We start from the raw sequence: 20,354 nt of genomic DNA, 5'->3' as shown, positions 1-20,354 counted from the left end.
ATTCTTAATTTTTAATTGAATAAAATGAATATTACAGAAATATCAATAAAACGACCATCGCTGATTATTGTGCTTTTCAGCGTGTTTGCCCTTATAGGAATCATTGGTTTTAAGAATTTGAGCTATGAATTAATGCCCGACTTCAATCAACCCGTTGTGGTAATTAAAACAATCTATCCAGGAGCTGAACCTAATGAAGTAGAAACTTCTGTTTCTCGAAAAATAGAAGATGCACTTTCCAATTTAGAAGGAGTGGATTATTTAGTAACAAAATCATTGCCTAATGCTTCCGTCATTATTGCCAATTTAAAGTATGGAACAGACTTGGATAAAACAATGCAAGATGCTCAACGCTATATTGACAATATCCGAAAAGATTTGCCGAAAGACATTCTAAGTCCTGAAATGAGCAAGGTCTCTCCTAATGATTTGCCGATAATGTCTATTAGTGCAACAAGTAATTTAGAACCTACGGAGTTTTATCAGAAAATGAAAGATGATTTTCTTCCGCAAGTTCAACAAATTAAAGGAGTAGCAGAAATTACAATGCTTGGTGGCGAAGAACGAGAAATACAAGTAAAGGTTGATAAAGAAAAATTGAAACTCTATAAAGTTTCATTGCTTCAAGTGGTAGAAGCTATCAATCGTTCGGGAATAGATTTGCCAGCGGGGAAAATTCAAACAGAAACGGAGAATAATTCAGTGCGTTTAGTGGGGAAATACAATGATATTAATGCGATTAAAAGCGTACAAGTTGCCATGCCTTTTCCCAATAGTCCTGTTTATGTAAAAGATGTTGCAGAAGTAAGCGATGGCATTAAAGAAATTTCTTCTTATAGCCGTTTTAACGGAAAAACAGGAATTGGAATACTGATTAAAAAACAAGGAGATGCCAATGCAGTAGATGTTTCTACTCTGATAAAAGAAAAGTTTCAGAGTATTGAAAAACACAATGCGAATTCAGAAGTACAATTTGTGGTAACTGATGATAGTACCGACAATACAATTTCTGCGGTTAATTCAGTAGTTATCGACTTAATTTTAGCTGTTATCTTGGTTTCTTTTGTGATGTTATTGTTCCTAAGAAGTTACCGAAACGCATTCATTGTTGCGGTAGCTATTCCAACTTCATTGGTTACAGCATTTGGGACGATGTGGCTTTTAGGTTACACGCTGAATTTAATGACACTTTTGGCAATGTCATTAGTCATCGGGGTTTTAGTAGATGATGCTACCGTAGTTTTAGAAAATATTCAACGCCATTTGGATATGGGGAAAGAAAAGAGAAAAGCATCCTTGGAGGGTAGAATGGAGATTGGATTTTCAGCTGTTTCGATTACTTTGGTGGACGTTGTTGTTTTTGTTCCTATTCTATTCTTACAAGTTTTTGTAGCGGATATGCTCAAACAGTTTTCTGTGGTAATTATTGTAACTGTTTTAACCAGTTTGTTAGTTGGTTTTACATTGACTCCTTGGTTAGCTTCACGCATTGGTGAAAAAGACAATTTGCAACCTACCAATTTCTTTAATCGTTTCTTACTTTGGTTTGAAAAACAGTTGGATCGTTTTATTAATTGGTATGGCAACTCTTTAAATTGGGTTTTACGACATAAACTCATCTTTACAGGCATTGTTTTGTTATTATTTGCGGGAACAGGAATAATGATGAAACAGGGAATTATTGGAAAAGAATTAATTGCCACAGGAGACCAAGGAAAGTTTAGAATGGCATTAGAATTTGACAAAAACATTTCATTAGAACAAAACAATATAGTTTCGGAAAAAATAGAAAACTATATTTTACAACAGCCCGAAGTTGAATCTGTTTTTAGTAATGTTGGTGGACCAAGTACAGGAATGGGAAGTTTAGGAGTAGGTTCTGCAAATAAAACGGAATTTACGGTTCAACTAAAATCTAAGGAAGAGACCCAAAACCTTTCCACAGAAGCATTTATGAGAGATTTACGAACTGACTTAGAAAAAGATTTTTCAGGAATTAATTTTTCTATCATGGGATTAGGCTTAATTCCTCGAACAGCACCTATTGAAATCACATTAAGTGGTAGCGACTTAAATCAAGTAATGCAAGCAGGTAATGACTTGAAACACATCATTGAAAAAGTCCCTGGAGCAGATAATGTTCGTTTATCAGTGGAAGCAGGGAGTCCAGAGCTTAAAATCATTCCTGATAAAGACAAAATGCAACGATTAGGATTAAATACCGCCTATCTCGGAATGAATTTGCGAACAGCATTTACAGGGAATGATGACGCAACATTAACCGAAAACGGAGTAGAATATCCTGTTCGAATTTGGTTGGATAAATTCAGTCGTCAGAATGAGGATGATATAAAGCAATTTAACATCATCAATCCAATGGGTGTACCTATCGAATTATCGCAAGTTGCAACAATTGAGAAAGATAATTCCCCTTCATTATTAGAGCGAAAAGACCGCCAACCAGCAGTTACACTTACCGCAGATGCTTTAGGTCGTCCGTCAGGAACGGTAGCCGATGATGTAGTTGCTTATGTAAAAAACAACCCTTTGCCGGACGGAATAGAAATGACTTGGGGAAGCGATGTTAAACGACAAAATGATAGTTTCGGTGCATTGGGTTCTGTCTTGCTAATTTCATTTATCTTGATTTATTTAATAATGGTGGCACTTTACGACAGTTATATCTATCCTTTTGTTGCGTTATTTGCCATTCCAGTTGCGGCTATCGGTGCATTTTTGGCACTCAATTTATCGTTAAGCCATTTAAGTCTATTTGCATTGCTTGGCTTAATTATGTTAATGGGATTAGTTACCAAAAACTCCATTTTAATTGTGGACTTTACCAACCAAATGAAAGCAGAAGGGAAGCACTATAAAGAAGCTATTGTCTTAGCAAGTAAGGGAAGAATGCGACCAATTTTAATGACTACTTTATCAATGGCTATCGGAATGTTGCCCATTGCATTAGGTACAGGAACATCAGCAGAATGGAAAAATGGTTTAGCGTGGGTAATTATCGGAGGGTTACTTTCATCCTTAGCATTAACAGTGTATTTAGTGCCAATGGTTTATGATATCGTGGACAGTTTGAAAGCTAAGTTAAGTAAGAAAAATTAATAATTTTAAGTCTTTGGCGGGAGTAAGAATGTTGAGTTTTGTAATGATTAGTCGTTTCTTCTCCTTGCCAAAGCACAATTTTATAAATGAAAAAGCAAAATGAAAACAATTATTTTATCTATTATTTCAGCCTCTATTTTGGCATTTATATCACCTGACACAAAGGAAGTGTACGATTTAACGATTAAGGTAGAAAATTTACGAAATTCTAAAGGTGTTGTGCAATTCTCCCTCTATAACAAAGACGGCCCAATTCCTGATGAAGATTATAAAAATTATTTTAAAATTGACAAAACAACTATCGAAAATGGTAAAGCAGAAATAACCTTTTCAAACTTACCAAAAGGGAATTATGCTGTAAACATTTTACACGATGAAAATAAAAACGGAAAAATTGACAAAGGATTTATTTTACCAAAAGAGGGAATCGGATTTTCAAACTTCACTTCCATTGGATTAACAAATCGCCCAAATTTCAATAAGGCAAGTTTTGAATTAAATCAGAATAAAACGATAAGAGTAAAAGTTATTTATATGTAATCCCAACCAATGTGAAAGCACATCTCGCATTCGCACAAACCCACACTAAAGCAAAAATGCGAGAAGAACTTTCACCTTCCACCCACCAAAAAAATTATTTTCCTACCCTATTTTTTTAGCTTTTAAATGTGGATTGAAGTCAGAAATACATTAGAATTGGTCATATAAAGAACGCCAGCCTGTAACATCAGTTTGGCAAAAACGGCAAGAAACGCTCCGATTTATAGTTTTTTGCTAAATTTGGAACTTTCGCTTCGATTGAAGATTTGTAATAAGAATGCCGTCTTCGCCAAGCTGAAAACCGTCAAACTGTCTAAAAACCCCCCAACCTATTAACATTCTAATTGTCAATAATTTACACTCTAAAATATTTGTTACCTCATTGATTTTCAGTATATTTACCCTATGAAATACATCATCGGAAAAGACAGAACTCAATTCGAGTTATTTTGCTTAGAGGAGCGAATTGATGAAAACAATGAAGTTCGGTTGATTGAGCTTTTTGTGGATAGTTTACCCTTGGCAGACTTTGGTTTTGTAGAAGAGAAAGTCAATCCACAGGGAGGAAGACCTGCTTATCATCCAAGTGTTTTATTGAAGTTATTTTTATATGGCTACATGAATCGCATCCGCTCCTCTCGACTTTTGGAAAAAGAGTGTAACCGAAACTTGGAAGTAATGTGGCTTATGCGAGGACTCGCCCCCGACCACAATACCATCTCTAATTTCAGGAAGGACAATCCTTTAGCAATCAAAAAAGTGTTTCGAGCTACTGTGGAGCTTGCCAAAAACTTTGATTTGATTGGCGGAAAACTACTTGCTGGCGACGGCACAAAATTACGTGCCCAAAATTCTAAAAAGAACAACTACAACCAAGCAAAAATTGATAGACATCTTGCTTATATTGAAACAAAACTAGAGGAATACAATGCAGTTCTTGCAAGTGAAGATGGGGATGTTGAACAAAAGTTAAAAGCAAAACAAAAGATAGAGCAACACCTCCAACACCAACAGAAATATAAGGATTTAGAAAAACAACTAGAAGAAACAGGAGAGGTTCAAATCTCTACATCTGATCCTGAGAGTAGGCAGTTAATTATTCGAAATGTCATTACAGAGGTAGCCTATAATGTTCAGTCAACAGTGGATGAAAAACACAGCATTCCAATCAATTACGAAGTAACCAATGAAAACGATTCCAAAGCAATGGGCGGAATGCTTGAACAAGCTGTGGAAGTTTTAGGTCACAATGAATTTACAGCCATATTTGATAAAGGATATTACACCGGAACAGAGTTTGAAAAAGCAGAAGAATTAGGAGTTGATGTATTGGTTGCTGTTCCCGATTTACCCACCTCTTCCATGGCACCTGATCCTGCTTATAACATTTCCGAATTTACCTATAACCAAGAAACTAACTCTTACACCTGTCCACAGGGAAACACATTAAAATCCAATGGGAAATGGTATTCCAAAAGTAGAAATCATCCAGGAAGAAAGAAGCAAGAATCCATCCGAATGAAGCAGTACAAAACAGATGCCTGTAAAACGTGTCCCGTTTACGATTTATGCACCAAAGCAGCCAATAAACGTGGGCGAGTCATTGAACGATTAATCTATGCCCATTTGCTAGAAAAAAACAAGAAGCGAGTAAGAGAAAATTATGAAATCTATAAAAAACGACAGGCAATCGTGGAGCACCCCTTTGGAATCATAAAGAGACAATGGGATTTTTATTATATCGTAACAAAAAAAGGCAAAGAAAGGGCTTCGGCAGACGTAGGACTCATCTTTACAGCTTTCAATTTACGTAGAATATTCAATCTTCTTAACCAAAATGTACTCAAAAAGTACCTAAGAGAGCTTGATTTGAATTTTTCGTATTTTATAAAGCATTTAGATGCGTTTTACAGGTTTTTGTTTTCTTATTTAACGATTGGTGTTTTTAAAAAAGAGTATTCTAAAGTGGTTTAAAATGAAAATAAATGAGTAGTTTAGTAGAGAGTATATAGATAAAGACGGTATTTAGACGGACTGCCGTTAGTCAGAATTTTATGAGACAAAGAATAATAACAATATTGATGGTATTAATTACTCTTGCTTCATTTGGGCAAGACAACAATCTAATTCTTAAAGTGAAGTTTCAAAAAGAATCCAAAGTAAAAATCGACTCCACATTTATTAACTATTACATTTTGGATAATCGAGACACTTTTTATTTCCCTAACAACTCTGATGTGATTCAATGTAACTATTTACAAAGCTTAGACAGAGACCACAATAAGTGTAAAATATATGTGAATCAAGCATTAGGTAATGGAAATATTGAGATTGTTTGCTGTAACGGTATCGACAAAACCACTACTACATTTTATGGACAGATTTCCGATGGACTTATGATAACTGGAACATATATAATCAAATCTTTCAATGGAGTTCCATTGCTAACAGGTCAATACTATAATAATTGGAAACACGGCTATTGGACAAGTTACTATTCAAACGGCCGAATACAAGCAATCGACAAATATATTGAAGGAGCAAATTACCCAGTTAAGACTTGGGGATTTAATAAAAAAGGCAAACTGATAGACTATACAGATGAAGAGGCCGAAATAATTAAACGAATAAATGAAAACAGCCACTAACACGCCATCTGCACGCAAGGTGGGCAAAACGCTTTATTTCACTTCAATAAATTCAGTGCAAGCTAGCTCAATACAGACTGTTTTTACATTTATTCTAAGAAAAAAGTTTTATATTCGTTCTAGCATTTACCGATAAATTCGCCCTGAGGCAAGTCGTTAAACCGTTAGTAACAACCATAAAACAACGCAGCAAAATGAACAGAACACTGACATTATTCTTGATACTTTTTTCTTTAAGTATATTTGGACAAAAAAATCCGACAGACGAAGCACAACCAATTGTTGCGGAAGGTAAACTTCTCTACAAATCTGAACTGGCCTCGTGGTATGGGACAGATCTGTTTTTAGAAAACTACCAAGAAAGAGAAAATATTGGCGGTTATTTTTCTTATACCGATAATGACATTGCAAAATGTGTTTTCTTCTCAAGAGCAGAAAATCCGAAAGTGATCGGGACAATTTCATTTGACAATACTTACAGCATAGAGACCGCAAAAACCGACTTGACAGAAAGAGAATTTACTCCAACTGAAAACGAATTATATCAAATTCGAAAAATTGCATTAGACGAATTAAACACAAACACAGATGGGCTTTTCAAGTTTTACCAGAACACAAGTCCAAACATCATTCCGCTAATCAATGGAGAAGAAAAGAAAGTTTACATTTTGACGGGACCGAAAGTAAGTGGTGTTGTAATTTTCGGTAACGACTACTTGCTGACATTTGACAAGAACAACAAACTTGTAACGAAAAAACAACTTCATAAAAACATCATTCCAATAGAATATGGCAATGAAGAAGATGGTAATGTAATTGAAGATGCTATGCACAATCATTTGCCAGAAACAGGCGATTTTATTACAGCGACAGACATTTGTACAATAATGCTTTACGAAAAGTTTGCAAAATGGAAAACTCATAATGTTGTTTCAAAAAAATATTTGAACATTTGGGATTGTGAAACAGACCAACTGACCGTAATTCCAATGAGTACAGTTAAAAAAATAAACAAAAACCAAGAAAAGAGAAATAAGAAAAAGGAAAAAGATGAATAACGGCTGCTGCTAACATACCATCTGCACGCAAGGAGAGTAAAAATGCTTCAGTTTTTCTTACTAATACTAAAAATGTCCCTGCACAAATATGAAACAATATGGATGAACGCCCGAAAATAAAATTGGAATTATCAACATTTGACAAGACACTTGAGATTCTTGGTTGGATTTCAATTCTTTCAATTTGGATTTTAACAATTTCAAACTACACAAACTTGCCTGACACAATTTCAATTCATTACAACGGCGCAGGGATGGCAGATGGTTTTGGTGGAAAAGGAAACATCTTGACATTACCTTTGATTGCGACAGTTCTTTTCATTGGACTGACAGTCTTAAACAAGTACAGACAGCGAACGGGATCTAACGCCTTTCTAACCTGATAAGAACAATGCAACCTGCCATGCCGAGTCCAATAACACCTCATATTTCCCCAATTTTCGTTAAACTGCAAAAAAAATACTTACTTATTCCTTGAAAGTTATACTTTTGCAACGTGAAAACAATTACACAATCCATATTAATCCTTGTATCAGTTCTCCTGATTGTTTCTTGTAGTGATTATAATAAAATCCTAAAAGGGACAGATTATGATGCTAAATTCGATGAAGCTAATCGGATGTATGACAAGAAAATGTATGATAAAGCAATTAATTTGTACGAACAGGTTTATCAATACTATCCTCGAACAGATAAAGGAGAAGTTTCTTATTTTCGATTAGGAGAAGGTTTCTATTTTATGAAAGATTATATAATGGCAGGTTATTATTTTGGTCAATTTCCAAGCCGTTTCCCTGTAAGTGAGAAGAATGAAAGAGTACTATTCTTAAAAGCTATATGTTCAGTTCAAAACAGCCCCAATTACACTTTAGATCAAACGGAAACAGAAATAGCTTTAAATGATCTTCAAAATTTTGTAATACGTTATCCAGAAAGTCAATATGTAGATTCATGTAACAATATCATGGATAGGTTGAGATTAAAAATTGAAACCAAACAATTTCAAGCAGTTAAGCTATATGACAAGATGGATGATAATAGAGCTGCAGTTGCTTCAGCAAAATCCTTTTTGGAAGAATATCCACAATCAACATTCTTAAAGCAAGTGGCTTTCATTCATTTTGAAAACGCATATACCTTGGCTATTAATAGTGTATTAAGTAAAAAGAAAGAAAGAATCGAAGATGCTATGGAGTTATATAGTAAATATTATACCTTATTCATCGATGAGAATTATAGTAATAAAACAAAAAAACACAACGATAGGTTAGTGGTTGAACTTGGAAAAGTTAATGAGCAATATGCATATAATGAGATTGTGGAAATGTATGAAGCATCTCACTCCTCGTCTATGCATAAAAAAACCTATTATTTAGAGGAAACCATTAAAAAATTTAATACATTTGCAAAAAATTATCCCAATTCTGATTTGTTAGAAAAAGCTAGAAGTTATTTTAAGAAAGCAGAAAGGGAATTAGGAAACAGTTAATATTAATTGAATATGAGTTTTAAAAACAGTAAGGCAGAAAGATCAACAATCACTCGTGATGTAGTAGATTTGGAAAAAGATACAGGTAATATCTATGAATCTATTGTGGTTATTTCTAAACGTGCTAATCAAATTAATGCTAGTTTAAAAGAAGAACTTACAAGTAAATTGCAAGAATTCGCTTCTTCTACTGATAACTTAGAAGAAATCTTTGAAAACAGAGAGCAAATCGAAATTTCCAGATTCTATGAGCGTTTGCCTAAGCCTGTTGCAATGGCTGTTGATGAATTTGAGAAAGGTGAAATCACTTTCAAAGCGGTAGAGGAATAATCTCTCGCCTTCGTAATGTTACAAGGTAAGCGAATTGTTATAGGAATTACCGGTGGAATTGCAGCTTACAAAATCGCAATCCTAATAAGAGAATTAAAAAAACAAGGGGCAGAAGTTAAATGTGTTTTAACTCCTGCCTCTTCTGATTTTATTACACCTCTTACCGTTTCTACACTTTCTCAAAACCCAGCATATATCAATTTCTGGAACCAAGATGATGGCGTGTGGACTAACCACGTGGATTTGGGTTCTTGGGGAGATTTAATGGTAATAGCACCACTTACTGCAAATACATTGGCTAAATTAGCTAATGGCTATTGTGATAATCTGTTGTGTGCTGTTTACCTTTCGTCTAGATGTCCCGTAATGATTGCACCAGCTATGGATTTGGATATGTATGCACATGCAACCACAGTAGAGAATTTGGAAAAAATAGCCAAGCGTGGTGTGCATGTCATTCCTGCTGAAGAAGGTTTTTTAGCTAGTGGTCTTGTGGGTAAGGGTAGAATGGCAGAACCTGAAACGATTCTATCAGAAATCAATCACTTCTTTGCTAAACAGAATTCGTTGGAGGGTCAAACTATCTTGATTACAGCAGGTCCAACTTATGAACAAATTGATCCAGTTCGTTTTATAGGGAATCACTCGACAGGTAAAATGGGGTTTGCTATAGTTCAAGAGTGTTTAGATAGGGGGGCAGAGGTGATTCTAATTACAGGTCCTACTAAACTTACTATTTATCATAAAAATCTAACTAGGATTGATATCAAAACAGCACAAGAATTATTAGCGCAAACCCAAAAATATTTCCCGACATGTACAGGTGGTATATTTGCTGCAGCTGTAGCAGATTACAGACCGAAAGATGTGGCTAGTCAAAAAATTAAAAAAAATTCAGATACACTAACTATTGAGCTAGTAAAGAATCCTGATGTGTTAAAATCGATTGGGGAAATTAAAAAACCTTCTCAATGGTTAGTTGGTTTTGCATTAGAAACTAATAATGCTGTAGAATTTGGAGCTGAAAAACTAAAGAAAAAGAATTTAGATATGATCGTGATTAATTCACTGGAAGATAGAGGGGCTGGATTTGGTCATGATACAAATAAGATTACCTTATTGGATAAAAACAATAAAATCACTACTTTTGAGTTATCTTCAAAGAAGATAGCAGCACAACATATCATTGAACATTTATTGAGTATAAAAAAATGAAATTATTGACATCACTTCTAGTAATTCTTAGCGCATTCCAATTATCTGCGCAAGAATTAAACTGTCAGGTTACTGTTCAATCTAACCCAAAACTAGATATAACAACTACCGAGAAAGAAATCTTAAAAGAATTGGAACAGTCCATCTATGAATTGATGAATAATACCGTTTGGACTAAAGATCAATACAATGTGGAAGAAAGAATAAATTGTGCTATGCAATTGTCTATCATTGAAGTGAGTGGTGGAGGAAGCTATAAAGCAACCTTGCAAGTGCAATCCACGCGTCCCGTATTTAATTCATCTTATAATACAACAGTTTTTAATTTCTTAGATGAAGATATAGCGTTTAATTATAGAAGAGGAACTAAAGTGATTTATTCTGAAAACCAGTACACAGATAACTTGACCTCTGTATTGGCTTTTTATGCTTATTATATTATTGGCTTAGATGGAGATTCCTTTGCCCCGAATGGAGGAACACCTTATTTAAGAGAGGCACAGAATATAGTAACCCTAGCGCAGAGTAGTATGTCTTCTGGATGGAGGTCTGATGCTAAAAATCAAAAAAGTAGATTTTGGCTAATAGATAACTCTCTTCAGGAATTGTTTGCTCCTTTAAGAGAATGTTTTTATGATTATCATCGTAAAGGTTTAGATGTAATGTATGATAATAAAATTCAAGCTAGAAATGAAATTCAAGCAGCTTTAGAAAAATTAAATAAAGTCAACAATACACGCCCTGGATCTGTAAATTTGATTAATTTCTTAACGGCTAAAAGAAATGAGATAGGAGGCATCTTTGCAGACGCTGAGCCAAAACAAAAGGCGGATATGCTTAACTTATTGAAAAAAATAGACCCAGTAAATACTTCAAAGTACCAAGAAATCCTTCAGTAATGCTTACCAAATTAACGGTACATAATTTTGCACTTATTGAAAATGCTCAGATACTATTTCGTAATGGGTTTACTGTTATTACTGGAGAAACAGGTTCCGGAAAATCAATTCTATTAGGAGCATTAAAATTAATCTTAGGAGAACGTGCCGATTTTTCTGTAATTCGTGACCAAAGCTACAAAACAAGTGTTGAAGCAGAATTCACCTTGAATCCAAATACGTATAAGTCCTTTTTTGAAGAGAATGATTGGGATTGGGAAGAAACTACAATTATTCGTAGAGAGATTCATAATTCGGGTAAGTCACGTGCTTTTATCAATGACACTCCCGTACAATTATCCGATTTAAAATCCTTAGCTGAACGGTTGATTTATATCCATTCCCAACACCAAACCTTAGAATTAAGAAATAAAAAATTTCAATGCTCTATTTTAGATATTTTAGCAGAGAATGGTGAACTGTTAGAAAACCTAAGGCTCACATACAAACAAGCCAGACAGTTACAAGCAGAAATTGAAAAACTAGAGGAAAATAAGTCTAAATTAGTATTAGAACAAGATTTTAATCAATTTCAACTAGAAGAACTCTCTAAATTAGATTTGGATAAAAGAGATTACGCTCACATTCAAACAGATGTTGAAAGAGCCTCTCAATTAGAAGATATCCAAAACGCTTTTGGTATTATTGCTTCTTCTTTGCAAGCTGAAAATGGCGCGATTGATTTATTGAATTTGGTTAAAAAAAACATATCTGTAAAAGATACTACCATTCAACTGCTATTGGAGAGAATTCAATCGGTAATTGTCGAACTCAAAGATATTGCTGATACGGCAGATAATGAATTGGGGAATTTAGATATGAATTCCGAAGAATTAGCCGAAAAGACGTATTTGCTGGACGCTTTTTTTGCCGCTCTTAAAAAGCATAATTTATCGACTCAAGATGAATTATTTACTCTCTTTGGTCAATTATCAAATGACATACAAGGCATAGAAGAGTTGGAAGAACTTATTCGCGAAAAGAAGAAAGAAGTTGACACCTTAAATCAAAAAGCACAACTTTTAGCTTTGGATCTTTCAGCTAAACGAAAAAACATTTCAAAATCGGTAGAAAACAATGTGTCAGGCTTGTTGAATCAGCTCAAATTAAAAGATGCGACAATTCATTTCGATTTTGCTGAAACAACTCTTACTTCTGATGGGATAGATGATATTACGCTGTTTTTTGCACCCAATAAGGGAATAGCTCCTCAAGTAATGGAAAAAGCAGCGTCGGGAGGAGAACTCTCACGATTAATGCTTGCTTTGCAGTATCTGTTATCTCAAAAAAAGCAGTTGCCAACTGTTATTTTCGACGAGATAGATACTGGAGTTTCAGGAGAAGTGGCTGAAAAAATAGGTATTCATCTTCATAATATGGGAAAAAATATGCAACTAATTGCAATTACTCACTTACCTCAAGTTGCCAGTAAAGGAAGTAACCATATTTTAGTTAAAAAAGAAGAGGAAAAAGGTACTACAAAAACACTTCTACATGCATTATCACAAGAAGAGAGAGTAGTGGAAATAGCTAAATTGATGAGCGGCAGTCAAGTAACAGAAGCAGCTTTGTTAAACGCAAAAAATTTATTGTACAATGGATAAAAAACTGATATTAGTAAGCCTTATTTTTATTCCTTTAGGAATTGTTTTAGGTGCTATGGGAGCACATTATTTAGAAAAAGTTGGTGTTACTCCAGAAAGAATTAAAAGCTTTGAGGTAGGGGTTAGATATCTGATTTATACGGGAATTGCTTTTATGGCATTAGCTGGAGTAGTTCATAAATTTGATTTTAATGTACGTGTTACCTATCGTGCTGTTTTGTGGGGTACCGTTTTATTTTCAGGTTCTATCTTTGCACTCACTTTATTACCCTCTTTAGGTATAGAAAACATTAAATTTCTGGGGCCTATCACACCTCTAGGTGGTTTGTTTATGATATTAGGATGGCTTATTTTACTCATTAAATTTTTGAGAACATATACAAGGTAAGTTATTAACAATTTGTTTGCCTTGTTGAAAATTATACTTAAAAAATAAGGAGAAAACTTTTGAATGCCGTACCTTTGCAACACGAAAAAAACGAAAAATAGATAAAAATGAATGAATTTGGTAAAAAAGGTTCAAATGCCGATTTAGAAAAGAGTCTTGGTTTACATAATTTAGACAGTGTTTTTTGGAATCTAACTCCAGCAGAATTAGTAGAAGACACTATATTAATGGGTGAAGGTAGATTAACTGATTCAGGAGCTGTGGCTGTTGAAACAGGTAAATTTACTGGACGCTCGCCTCAAGACCGTTTTATTGTTTGCGATGCAAAAACTGAAAATGCAGTTTGGTGGGGAAAAATAAATATCAAGTTTGATGCAGATAAATTTGATGCTTTATACAACCGTATGACTGCTTATTTAGAGGGAAGAAATCTATATGTTAGAGACTCTTATGTGTGTGCAGATGATAACTACCGAATGAATGTGCGCGTGGTGACTGAATTACCTTGGTCTAACATGTTTGCATATAATATGTTCCTTCGTCCAACAGATAGTGAAATTGAAAACTTTAATCCTGAGTGGACAATCGTTTGTGCACCTAATTTTCATGCGATTCCTGAAATTGATGGAACAAGACAAGAGAATTTTGCTATTTTGAACTTCACGAAAAAGATGATTATCATTGGTGGTACCGCTTATACAGGTGAAATTAAAAAAGGTGTATTCTCTGCATTAAACTTTATTCTACCTCACGAAAAGAATGTGCTTTCTATGCACTGCTCTGCAAACGTTGGTCATGATGGAGATGCTGCTGTGTTCTTCGGTTTATCAGGAACAGGAAAAACAACTTTATCCTCAGACCCAGAAAGAAGATTGATTGGAGATGATGAACACGGTTGGGCTCCTAATGGAAGTATATTTAACTTTGAAGGAGGTTGCTATGCAAAAACAATTAACCTTTCTCAAGAGCATGAACCACAAATCTATAATGCTATTAAGTTTGGTGCTATCCTTGAAAATATTGGATTCGTAGAAGGAACTTCAACTCCTGACTATGCGGATGATAGCATTACTCAAAATACACGTGTATCTTATCCAATTGAATATATTGACAATATTATGAATCCTTCCAAAGGAAAAGATCCAAAAAATATTTTCTTTTTGACTTGTGATGCATTTGGTGTATTGCCTCCGATTTCTAAATTGACTTCTGGACAAGCTATGTACCACTTTATCTCTGGTTATACAGCAAAAGTTGCAGGAACAGAAGCTGGGGTAACTGAACCTCAAACTGTATTCTCTGCTTGTTTTGGAGCTCCATTTTTACCATTACATCCAGGAAAATACGCTGAGATGTTAGGAGAAAAAATAGAAAAAGATAATGTAAACGTTTGGTTAGTTAACACAGGTTGGTCTGGTGGTGGCTACGGCGTTGGAAATAGAATTAGCTTAAAATATACAAGAGCTTTAATCACTGCGGCTTTAACAGGTGGCTTAGATAATGTTGAATATTCAAAAGATGAAGTATTTAATCTAATGATGCCAACTGCTTGTCCTAATGTTCCAACTGAAATCTTAAATCCAAAAAATACTTGGACAGATAAAGTGGCTTACGATAGAAAAGCAAATGAATTAGCTCAAGCATTCGTTAAAAACTTCGAAACTTTTGAAAATGGAGTAACTCAAGAAATCTTGGCTGCTGCACCAAAAGTGTTAGTGTAATTTGAAGAAATAACTATACTACAAAAAAACCATTTCATTTTGAAGTGGTTTTTTTTTGGTATAAATATTGCAATGTGAAACTCAACTTTAAAATTAATTCTATGAAAAATATACTTCTACTCTTAACAAATCTCTTTGTCCTAGCAACTTGGGCAAACACAACAAATCCTGTTCCTTATCAACAAAGGGATTCGGATCATATCAAGGAAATTTTTACCGCTTGGAATGCAACAAATGGTGCATATTTATACAACAGCGTGAATGCATTAGTAATGAATTCGGAACAACCTCACAGACCACAAGGTCTAGAAAAGACTCCTTTTGAATTACTTCAATCTATGGGAGATCAGAGAGTTGACCGCTTAGAGAGAATTGCGCAACAAGAATTGGAAAATGAGCGTAATGCTGGTAGAAATGAACAATACTATTGGGAAGAATGGCTGAAAGTAGTTAAAAGTTCTCGTTGCAGCTCTACTTCTCGAGGCGACTCGAATGGAGATCCCCACATGAGAACGTATGATGGGGAAAGCTTTGATTTTCAAAATGCAGGTGATTATTTATTGACTGCTTCTTCTGATAATCGATTTATGATTCAAACACAGCAAGTGAGACTAAATAAAAGTATTTCATTAAACGGTGCGGTTTCTATGAATGTTAACGGCGATCAGGTTGAAATGCTTTCCATTGATGAGCATAATGGAGAAATTATCTTCGTTATAAACGGACAACAAATGCCAAATGTGAAATCTAATTTTGTGCTTCCTCAAGGTGGTGTTGTGACTTATGCAAATAATGCACATACTGTAAAATGGCCTACTGGGGAACAAATGAAAGCTAGTGTTCGAAAATTTCAAGGTAAACAACTGTATGATTTGGCTGTAATCGTTCCTAAATGTAAAAGCGATTATCGCGGTCTATTGGGAAATAATGATGGGATAAGAAATGATTTAGTAGTCCGTGATTCTGAATCAGGGGCAGAAATTACAAGAGGAGAAATTTCTACTGATTATGATGATATTTTTGGTGCCAATAGAAGGAATCCTATTGTGATGGATAGAGCAACGCGTGATTTGGTGTTTATTTCTAGAGAATATGGCCGTCAGTTTCAATTAGATGATAATACATCAACTTTTACAACTCGCATGACAAATATTGAGGATGAAGTAAGGTTTCCTGAAATTCACATGACTCTAGCTGAATTGGATGATGCACAAATTGCAGAAGGTTTACGAAAAGCTAAAGAAGCTGGTGTTGCTGAAGAAGACTTATTTGGAGCAGTATATGATTATGGACATTTAGGATTAGAACCAATTGCCTATAATCAAGATTATGTTGCGCCAGCAAAACAGATTGAGACTGAACCAAAGGTGAATGATGATAGAGCTCAAAAGAATACAGTGAAGCAAGTAGGTAATGAAGTAGCTAAATCAGGTACTTTAATACTTATTGGAGCAGCAGCTGGTGCAGCTGCAACTCATCATGCACCTGTTTATACAAGGACAACACCTCCTACGTATAGACACCCAACAACACCTCAAGGCAATACTTCAACAAGAAGACCCAATACATCTTCTACACCACCTTCTACACGTACAGCACGTTAGTAATTTGAAGAATTAATATTATATTTGAATTAAACTCTAGGGAAACTTAGAGTTTAATTTTTTTTTGAATGAATAAGATTGAAGTAAATACAGACCACATTATTTATTATTGGGAAGATATAGATTATCCAAATAAAGTTGCGAATGCTTCAAAACAGGAGGTGGAAAGAGATGAAATACTTAAAAAAATACAACACTATTTTCCCGGAGCTATTGTAAAACATCAAAACGGAGGCCCTGCCATTATAAAGAATTCAAAATTTTTAAATATTTCAATTTCACATAGTCAAGGCTTATATGCTATTTATTTATCCAATGAAAACATAGGTATTGATATTCAGCGTTACAAGGGGGAATTATCGAAAGGACGAAATTATTTTATAAATGAACGAGAAGAGTGTTTTTTGAGTGATGAGCAGGCCTTATATTTAATATGGTCAGCAAAAGAGGCTTTCTATAAAAAGATGGGAGGAGAGATTCCAGATTTAAAAAATAATGTAACTATTTTGAGTATTCAGACTCCAATAAAACAAATAGTGCTAGAGCATGATAATAAACTTTATAAACTCTCGTATTTAGAATCAAAACAATTTGTGTTGATGTGGACATTAAATTAGTAGAAAAATAAAATAGTATTATCTTTGCGCTTCATTTCGTAGCTATAGATTAAATTACAAATGAAAAGAAACGTTTTGGTTATATATTATACACAAACTGGTCAACTTAAAGAGATTGCAGACAATCTTTGTATGCCCTTTGTTGGATCAAATAATTATAACATTGACTATTATCAAATAAAACCTGTTCAAGACTATACATTTCCTTGGAAGAGTAAGGATTTTTATAATGCATTTCCAGAATCTTTTCGACAAATTCCAATACCTATCCATCATCCTGAAGATGAAATCCTCAATAAGGAATACGATTTAGTGATTTTAGCTTATCAAATATGGTTTCTAACTCCATCTATTCCATTTACTTCATTTATGAAATCTCCTTTTGCAGAAAAATTATTAAAAGGAAAGAAAGTCATCACTGTAGTAGGTTGTAGAAACATGTGGGCAAAAGCGCAAGAAAAGGTCAAAGGCTTTATAAAGAATGTAGGTGGTGTTTTAGTAGGGCAGATTGCATTGGTGGACAAGCACTTGAATCACGTGAGTGTAGTAACCATCGCACATTGGATGATGGGAGGGAAGAAAGATAAAAAATATGGTATTTTTCCTTTACCAGGAGTTTCCGATTCCGATATTAAGAACTCGTCTAAATTTGGAGAGTTAATATTGGAAGCTGCAAATAAAGATAATTATCATGATTTGCAAAACAATATAATTGATAATGGAGGTACTCCTTGTACACCATTTATTATCTTTATGGATGAAACAGCTAATAAGATGTTCACAAAATGGTCTAACTTTATTTTGAAAAGTAATTCAAATAGAGCATTAAAAGTGACATTTTTTAAGATATATTTGCTAACTGCGATATGGATAATTTCACCTATCGTATATATTTTGTTCTTAATGGCATATCCGTTAAGAATTAATAAAACTAAAAAGAAAAGACTGTACTATACAGGAGTTGTGTAGGTTTATGAATAAAGTTTATATTACAAAGACATCGAATTTTTTGCCAAATCCTCCCATTTCAAATGAGGAAATGGAAGAAGTATTGGGACTTCTCAACGGTTCTAGTAGAGTAAAACGCATTATCTTGAGGAATAATGGGATTCTTACTAGGTATTATGCTATAAATAAAAAAGGAGAAATTACACATACGAATGCTGAAATTACATACGAAGCAGTAAAGAGATTGTTTGACTCGCGATTTCAAATGAAAGACGCTCAAATATTATCGGTAGGTACAACAACCCCTGATCAATTATTGCCTTCACATGCAGCTATGGTTCATGGACTCATGGGACTGAATTCTAATTTGGAAATCAATTCAGTGTCGGGGGCTTGTTCTGCGGGAATGGCTGCATTCAAATATGGATTTATGTCTGTTTATGCGGGACTTAGCGATAATGCAATAGTAGCAGGGTCTGAACGTACATCTACATGGATGTCACAAGACAAATTTGAAGATGAGTTATTGATCGCTGAGTCATTAGAAAAAACACCTATCCTTTCTTTTCAGAAAGAATTTATTCGTTGGATGCTATCTGATGGAGCAGGTGCTTTTTTATTGGAAAACAAGCCAAATCCTGATAGCGAATTAAATATTGAAGTAGAATGGGTGGATGGTCAATCATTTGCGAATGAGATAGAGACATGCATGTATGCTGGTGCTGATAAAATGGAAGATGGAGAATTTATTCCATGGAGCCATTATCCTTCTAATGAGTGGAGTGAACATTCTATTTTCGCATTGAAACAAGATGTGAAATTATTAGATAAAAATATTATTTCCAAAGGCGTTGAGAGTCTCGGTAATGTGATGAGAAAACACAACCTGAAAGGGGAGGATATTACGTATTTTTTACCTCATATATCTTCTTATTTTTTCAAGGATAAGTTACTGGATGGAATTTTAGAAGCAGGATTGAATATTTCAAAAGATAAATTTTTCTCTAACTTGGATAGAGTAGGAAATGTTGGCGCAGGTTCTATCTTTTTAATGTTTGACGAACTATTGAATTCAGGGAAATTGAAGAAAGGTGATAAGATATTATTATCTGTTCCTGAAAGCGCTCGATTTAATTATGTATATTCTTTATTAACTGTAGTATAAGTCAATGAATTCCATTATTACCGAAGCAAAAGTAAAAGAACTTTTACCGCAAAAATTTCCATTTGCAATGGTAGATGCTTTGGCTTATTATGATGAAGAAAAAGTGGTGACTCATTTTACAATTAAAGAAGATAATTTATTCTTAGAAGATGGAAGAATGAATGAATCGGGATTGATTGAAAATTTTGCACAATCTATCGCGTTGCATACAAGTTACGGTTTTTACATTCGGGATGAAATTGCTCCAGTTGGATATATAGGTAATGTTACAAATCTTTCTATTAGTGATTTCCCTAAACTTGGAGAAGTGTTAGAAACCCGTGTGAAAATTATTCAAGAATTTATGGGAATTACCCTAGTAGAAGGAGAGATTTTGCTTAATAATCAAGTGATTTTTACCTCTAAAATGAAAACTTTTATAGCAGCTGAAACTCCAGCTAACTAAAATATACAGTATGGCAAAAATAAGTTTGGATTATCCTATCAATATGCAACGTTTTTTACCACATAGAAAACCAATGCTAATGGTGGATTTTGTGACTTATATCACTAAAGAGATTATCCATACAAACTTTAAAATTGACGCTGACAATGTTTTTATTGAAAATGGCTGCTTTAATGAAACAGGGGTGATAGAAAATGCTGCTCAGACATGCTCTGGTATCGTAGGTTGGCCTCATTTTGAAAAACAAAATTACGATGAAAATTATCGAGTTGAAGGGTTTATTTCTAAAATTCAAAAAGCAGAAATATTCTCCCTTCCACCTGTAGGAGCAATTATAGAAACAAAAGGCGAATTAGTTACTATGCACCCTGTCGAGAATCTATATAACTGTAAAATGGATTGCAGTACTTACTGTAACGGCGAAAAAATTGCGCATTGCATGTTTACTCTGATTATTATTCCTTAAAACGCTGTAGAGTACCATACATTCTAGAAGAGAGTATGAGTGGGTTTAGTGTTTGTCATTT

19 protein-coding genes are annotated in these 20,354 nt (G+C 34.3%); all 19 read left to right on the top strand.

Going from position 1 to position 20,354, the window contains the following annotated elements:
• Positions 1-24: 24 nt before the first annotated feature.
• The 19 genes from M9897_09050 (at position 25) to M9897_08960 (ending at position 20,293) form a co-directional block, all read left to right on the top strand.
• A complete protein-coding gene (locus M9897_09050; GenBank protein ID MCO5269027.1) occupies positions 25-3,117 on the top strand; it encodes an efflux RND transporter permease subunit in 3,093 nt (1,030 codons plus the stop codon).
• 99 nt (positions 3,118-3,216) lie between these two features.
• Positions 3,217-3,657, top strand: coding sequence for a DUF2141 domain-containing protein (locus M9897_09045; protein ID MCO5269026.1), 441 nt, complete (start codon positions 3,217-3,219; stop codon positions 3,655-3,657).
• 405 nt (positions 3,658-4,062) lie between these two features.
• Complete coding sequence (locus M9897_09040) at positions 4,063-5,631, top strand: IS1182 family transposase (GenBank protein ID MCO5269025.1); 1,569 nt, start codon at positions 4,063-4,065, stop codon at positions 5,629-5,631.
• Positions 5,632-5,711: 80 nt separating this feature from the next.
• Positions 5,712-6,305, top strand: coding sequence for a hypothetical protein (locus M9897_09035; protein ID MCO5269024.1), 594 nt, complete (start codon positions 5,712-5,714; stop codon positions 6,303-6,305).
• Positions 6,306-6,523: 218 nt separating this feature from the next.
• Positions 6,524-7,363 carry a hypothetical protein gene (locus M9897_09030; GenBank protein MCO5269023.1) on the top strand — a complete coding sequence of 280 codons (840 nt, stop codon included), beginning with the start codon at positions 6,524-6,526 and terminating at the stop codon, positions 7,361-7,363.
• A gap of 98 nt (positions 7,364-7,461) precedes the next feature.
• The gene (locus M9897_09025; protein ID MCO5269022.1) at positions 7,462-7,746 is read left to right on the top strand and encodes a DUF1648 domain-containing protein; all 285 of its coding nucleotides are present in this window, start codon (positions 7,462-7,464) and stop codon (positions 7,744-7,746) included.
• Positions 7,747-7,859: 113 nt separating this feature from the next.
• The gene (bamD, locus tag M9897_09020) at positions 7,860-8,852 is read left to right on the top strand and encodes an outer membrane protein assembly factor BamD (GenBank protein MCO5269021.1); all 993 of its coding nucleotides are present in this window, start codon (positions 7,860-7,862) and stop codon (positions 8,850-8,852) included.
• A 12-nt stretch (positions 8,853-8,864) separates the two neighbouring features.
• Positions 8,865-9,182: a DNA-directed RNA polymerase subunit omega gene (locus M9897_09015; GenBank protein ID MCO5269020.1), complete on the top strand. Its 318-nt coding sequence runs from the start codon at positions 8,865-8,867 to the stop codon at positions 9,180-9,182.
• A 15-nt stretch (positions 9,183-9,197) separates the two neighbouring features.
• The gene (gene coaBC, locus M9897_09010) at positions 9,198-10,397 is read left to right on the top strand and encodes a bifunctional phosphopantothenoylcysteine decarboxylase/phosphopantothenate--cysteine ligase CoaBC (GenBank protein ID MCO5269019.1); all 1,200 of its coding nucleotides are present in this window, start codon (positions 9,198-9,200) and stop codon (positions 10,395-10,397) included.
• A complete protein-coding gene (locus tag M9897_09005; GenBank protein ID MCO5269018.1) occupies positions 10,394-11,296 on the top strand; it encodes a DUF4835 family protein in 903 nt (300 codons plus the stop codon). The genes coaBC and M9897_09005 overlap by 4 nt, the downstream gene beginning before the upstream one ends.
• Entirely contained in the window at positions 11,296-12,939 is a 1,644-nt protein-coding gene (locus M9897_09000) for a DNA repair protein RecN (GenBank protein ID MCO5269017.1), read from the top strand. The genes M9897_09005 and M9897_09000 overlap by 1 nt, the downstream gene beginning before the upstream one ends.
• Positions 12,932-13,327, top strand: a complete 396-nt coding sequence (locus M9897_08995; protein ID MCO5269016.1) for a DUF423 domain-containing protein — start codon at positions 12,932-12,934, stop codon at positions 13,325-13,327. The genes M9897_09000 and M9897_08995 overlap by 8 nt, the downstream gene beginning before the upstream one ends.
• A 107-nt stretch (positions 13,328-13,434) precedes the next feature.
• Entirely contained in the window at positions 13,435-15,048 is a 1,614-nt protein-coding gene (pckA, locus tag M9897_08990; protein MCO5269015.1) for a phosphoenolpyruvate carboxykinase (ATP), read from the top strand.
• A 101-nt stretch (positions 15,049-15,149) separates the two neighbouring features.
• Positions 15,150-16,652: a VWD domain-containing protein gene (locus M9897_08985; protein ID MCO5269014.1), complete on the top strand. Its 1,503-nt coding sequence runs from the start codon at positions 15,150-15,152 to the stop codon at positions 16,650-16,652.
• Between the two features lie 68 nt (positions 16,653-16,720).
• Positions 16,721-17,269: a 4'-phosphopantetheinyl transferase superfamily protein gene (locus tag M9897_08980; protein ID MCO5269013.1), complete on the top strand. Its 549-nt coding sequence runs from the start codon at positions 16,721-16,723 to the stop codon at positions 17,267-17,269.
• A 60-nt stretch (positions 17,270-17,329) separates the two neighbouring features.
• On the top strand, positions 17,330-18,238 hold the full coding sequence (locus M9897_08975; GenBank protein MCO5269012.1) for a dialkylresorcinol condensing enzyme DarA: 909 nt from the start codon (positions 17,330-17,332) through the stop codon (positions 18,236-18,238).
• A gap of 4 nt (positions 18,239-18,242) precedes the next feature.
• Positions 18,243-19,382, top strand: coding sequence for a beta-ketoacyl-ACP synthase III (locus tag M9897_08970; protein MCO5269011.1), 1,140 nt, complete (start codon positions 18,243-18,245; stop codon positions 19,380-19,382).
• A 4-nt stretch (positions 19,383-19,386) separates the two neighbouring features.
• Complete coding sequence (locus M9897_08965) at positions 19,387-19,827, top strand: hypothetical protein (protein ID MCO5269010.1); 441 nt, start codon at positions 19,387-19,389, stop codon at positions 19,825-19,827.
• Positions 19,828-19,837: 10 nt separating this feature from the next.
• Positions 19,838-20,293 (top strand): ABC transporter permease, encoded by a 456-nt coding sequence (locus M9897_08960; GenBank protein MCO5269009.1) that lies wholly within the window; start codon positions 19,838-19,840, stop codon positions 20,291-20,293.
• Positions 20,294-20,354 lie beyond the last annotated feature (61 nt).

Source organism: Brumimicrobium sp. (genome assembly GCA_023957385.1).
GTDB lineage: Bacteria > Bacteroidota > Bacteroidia > Flavobacteriales_D > Crocinitomicaceae > Brumimicrobium.
Note: the sequence above shows the minus strand (reverse complement) of the source record. Positions and strands in the feature narration are given on the sequence as shown.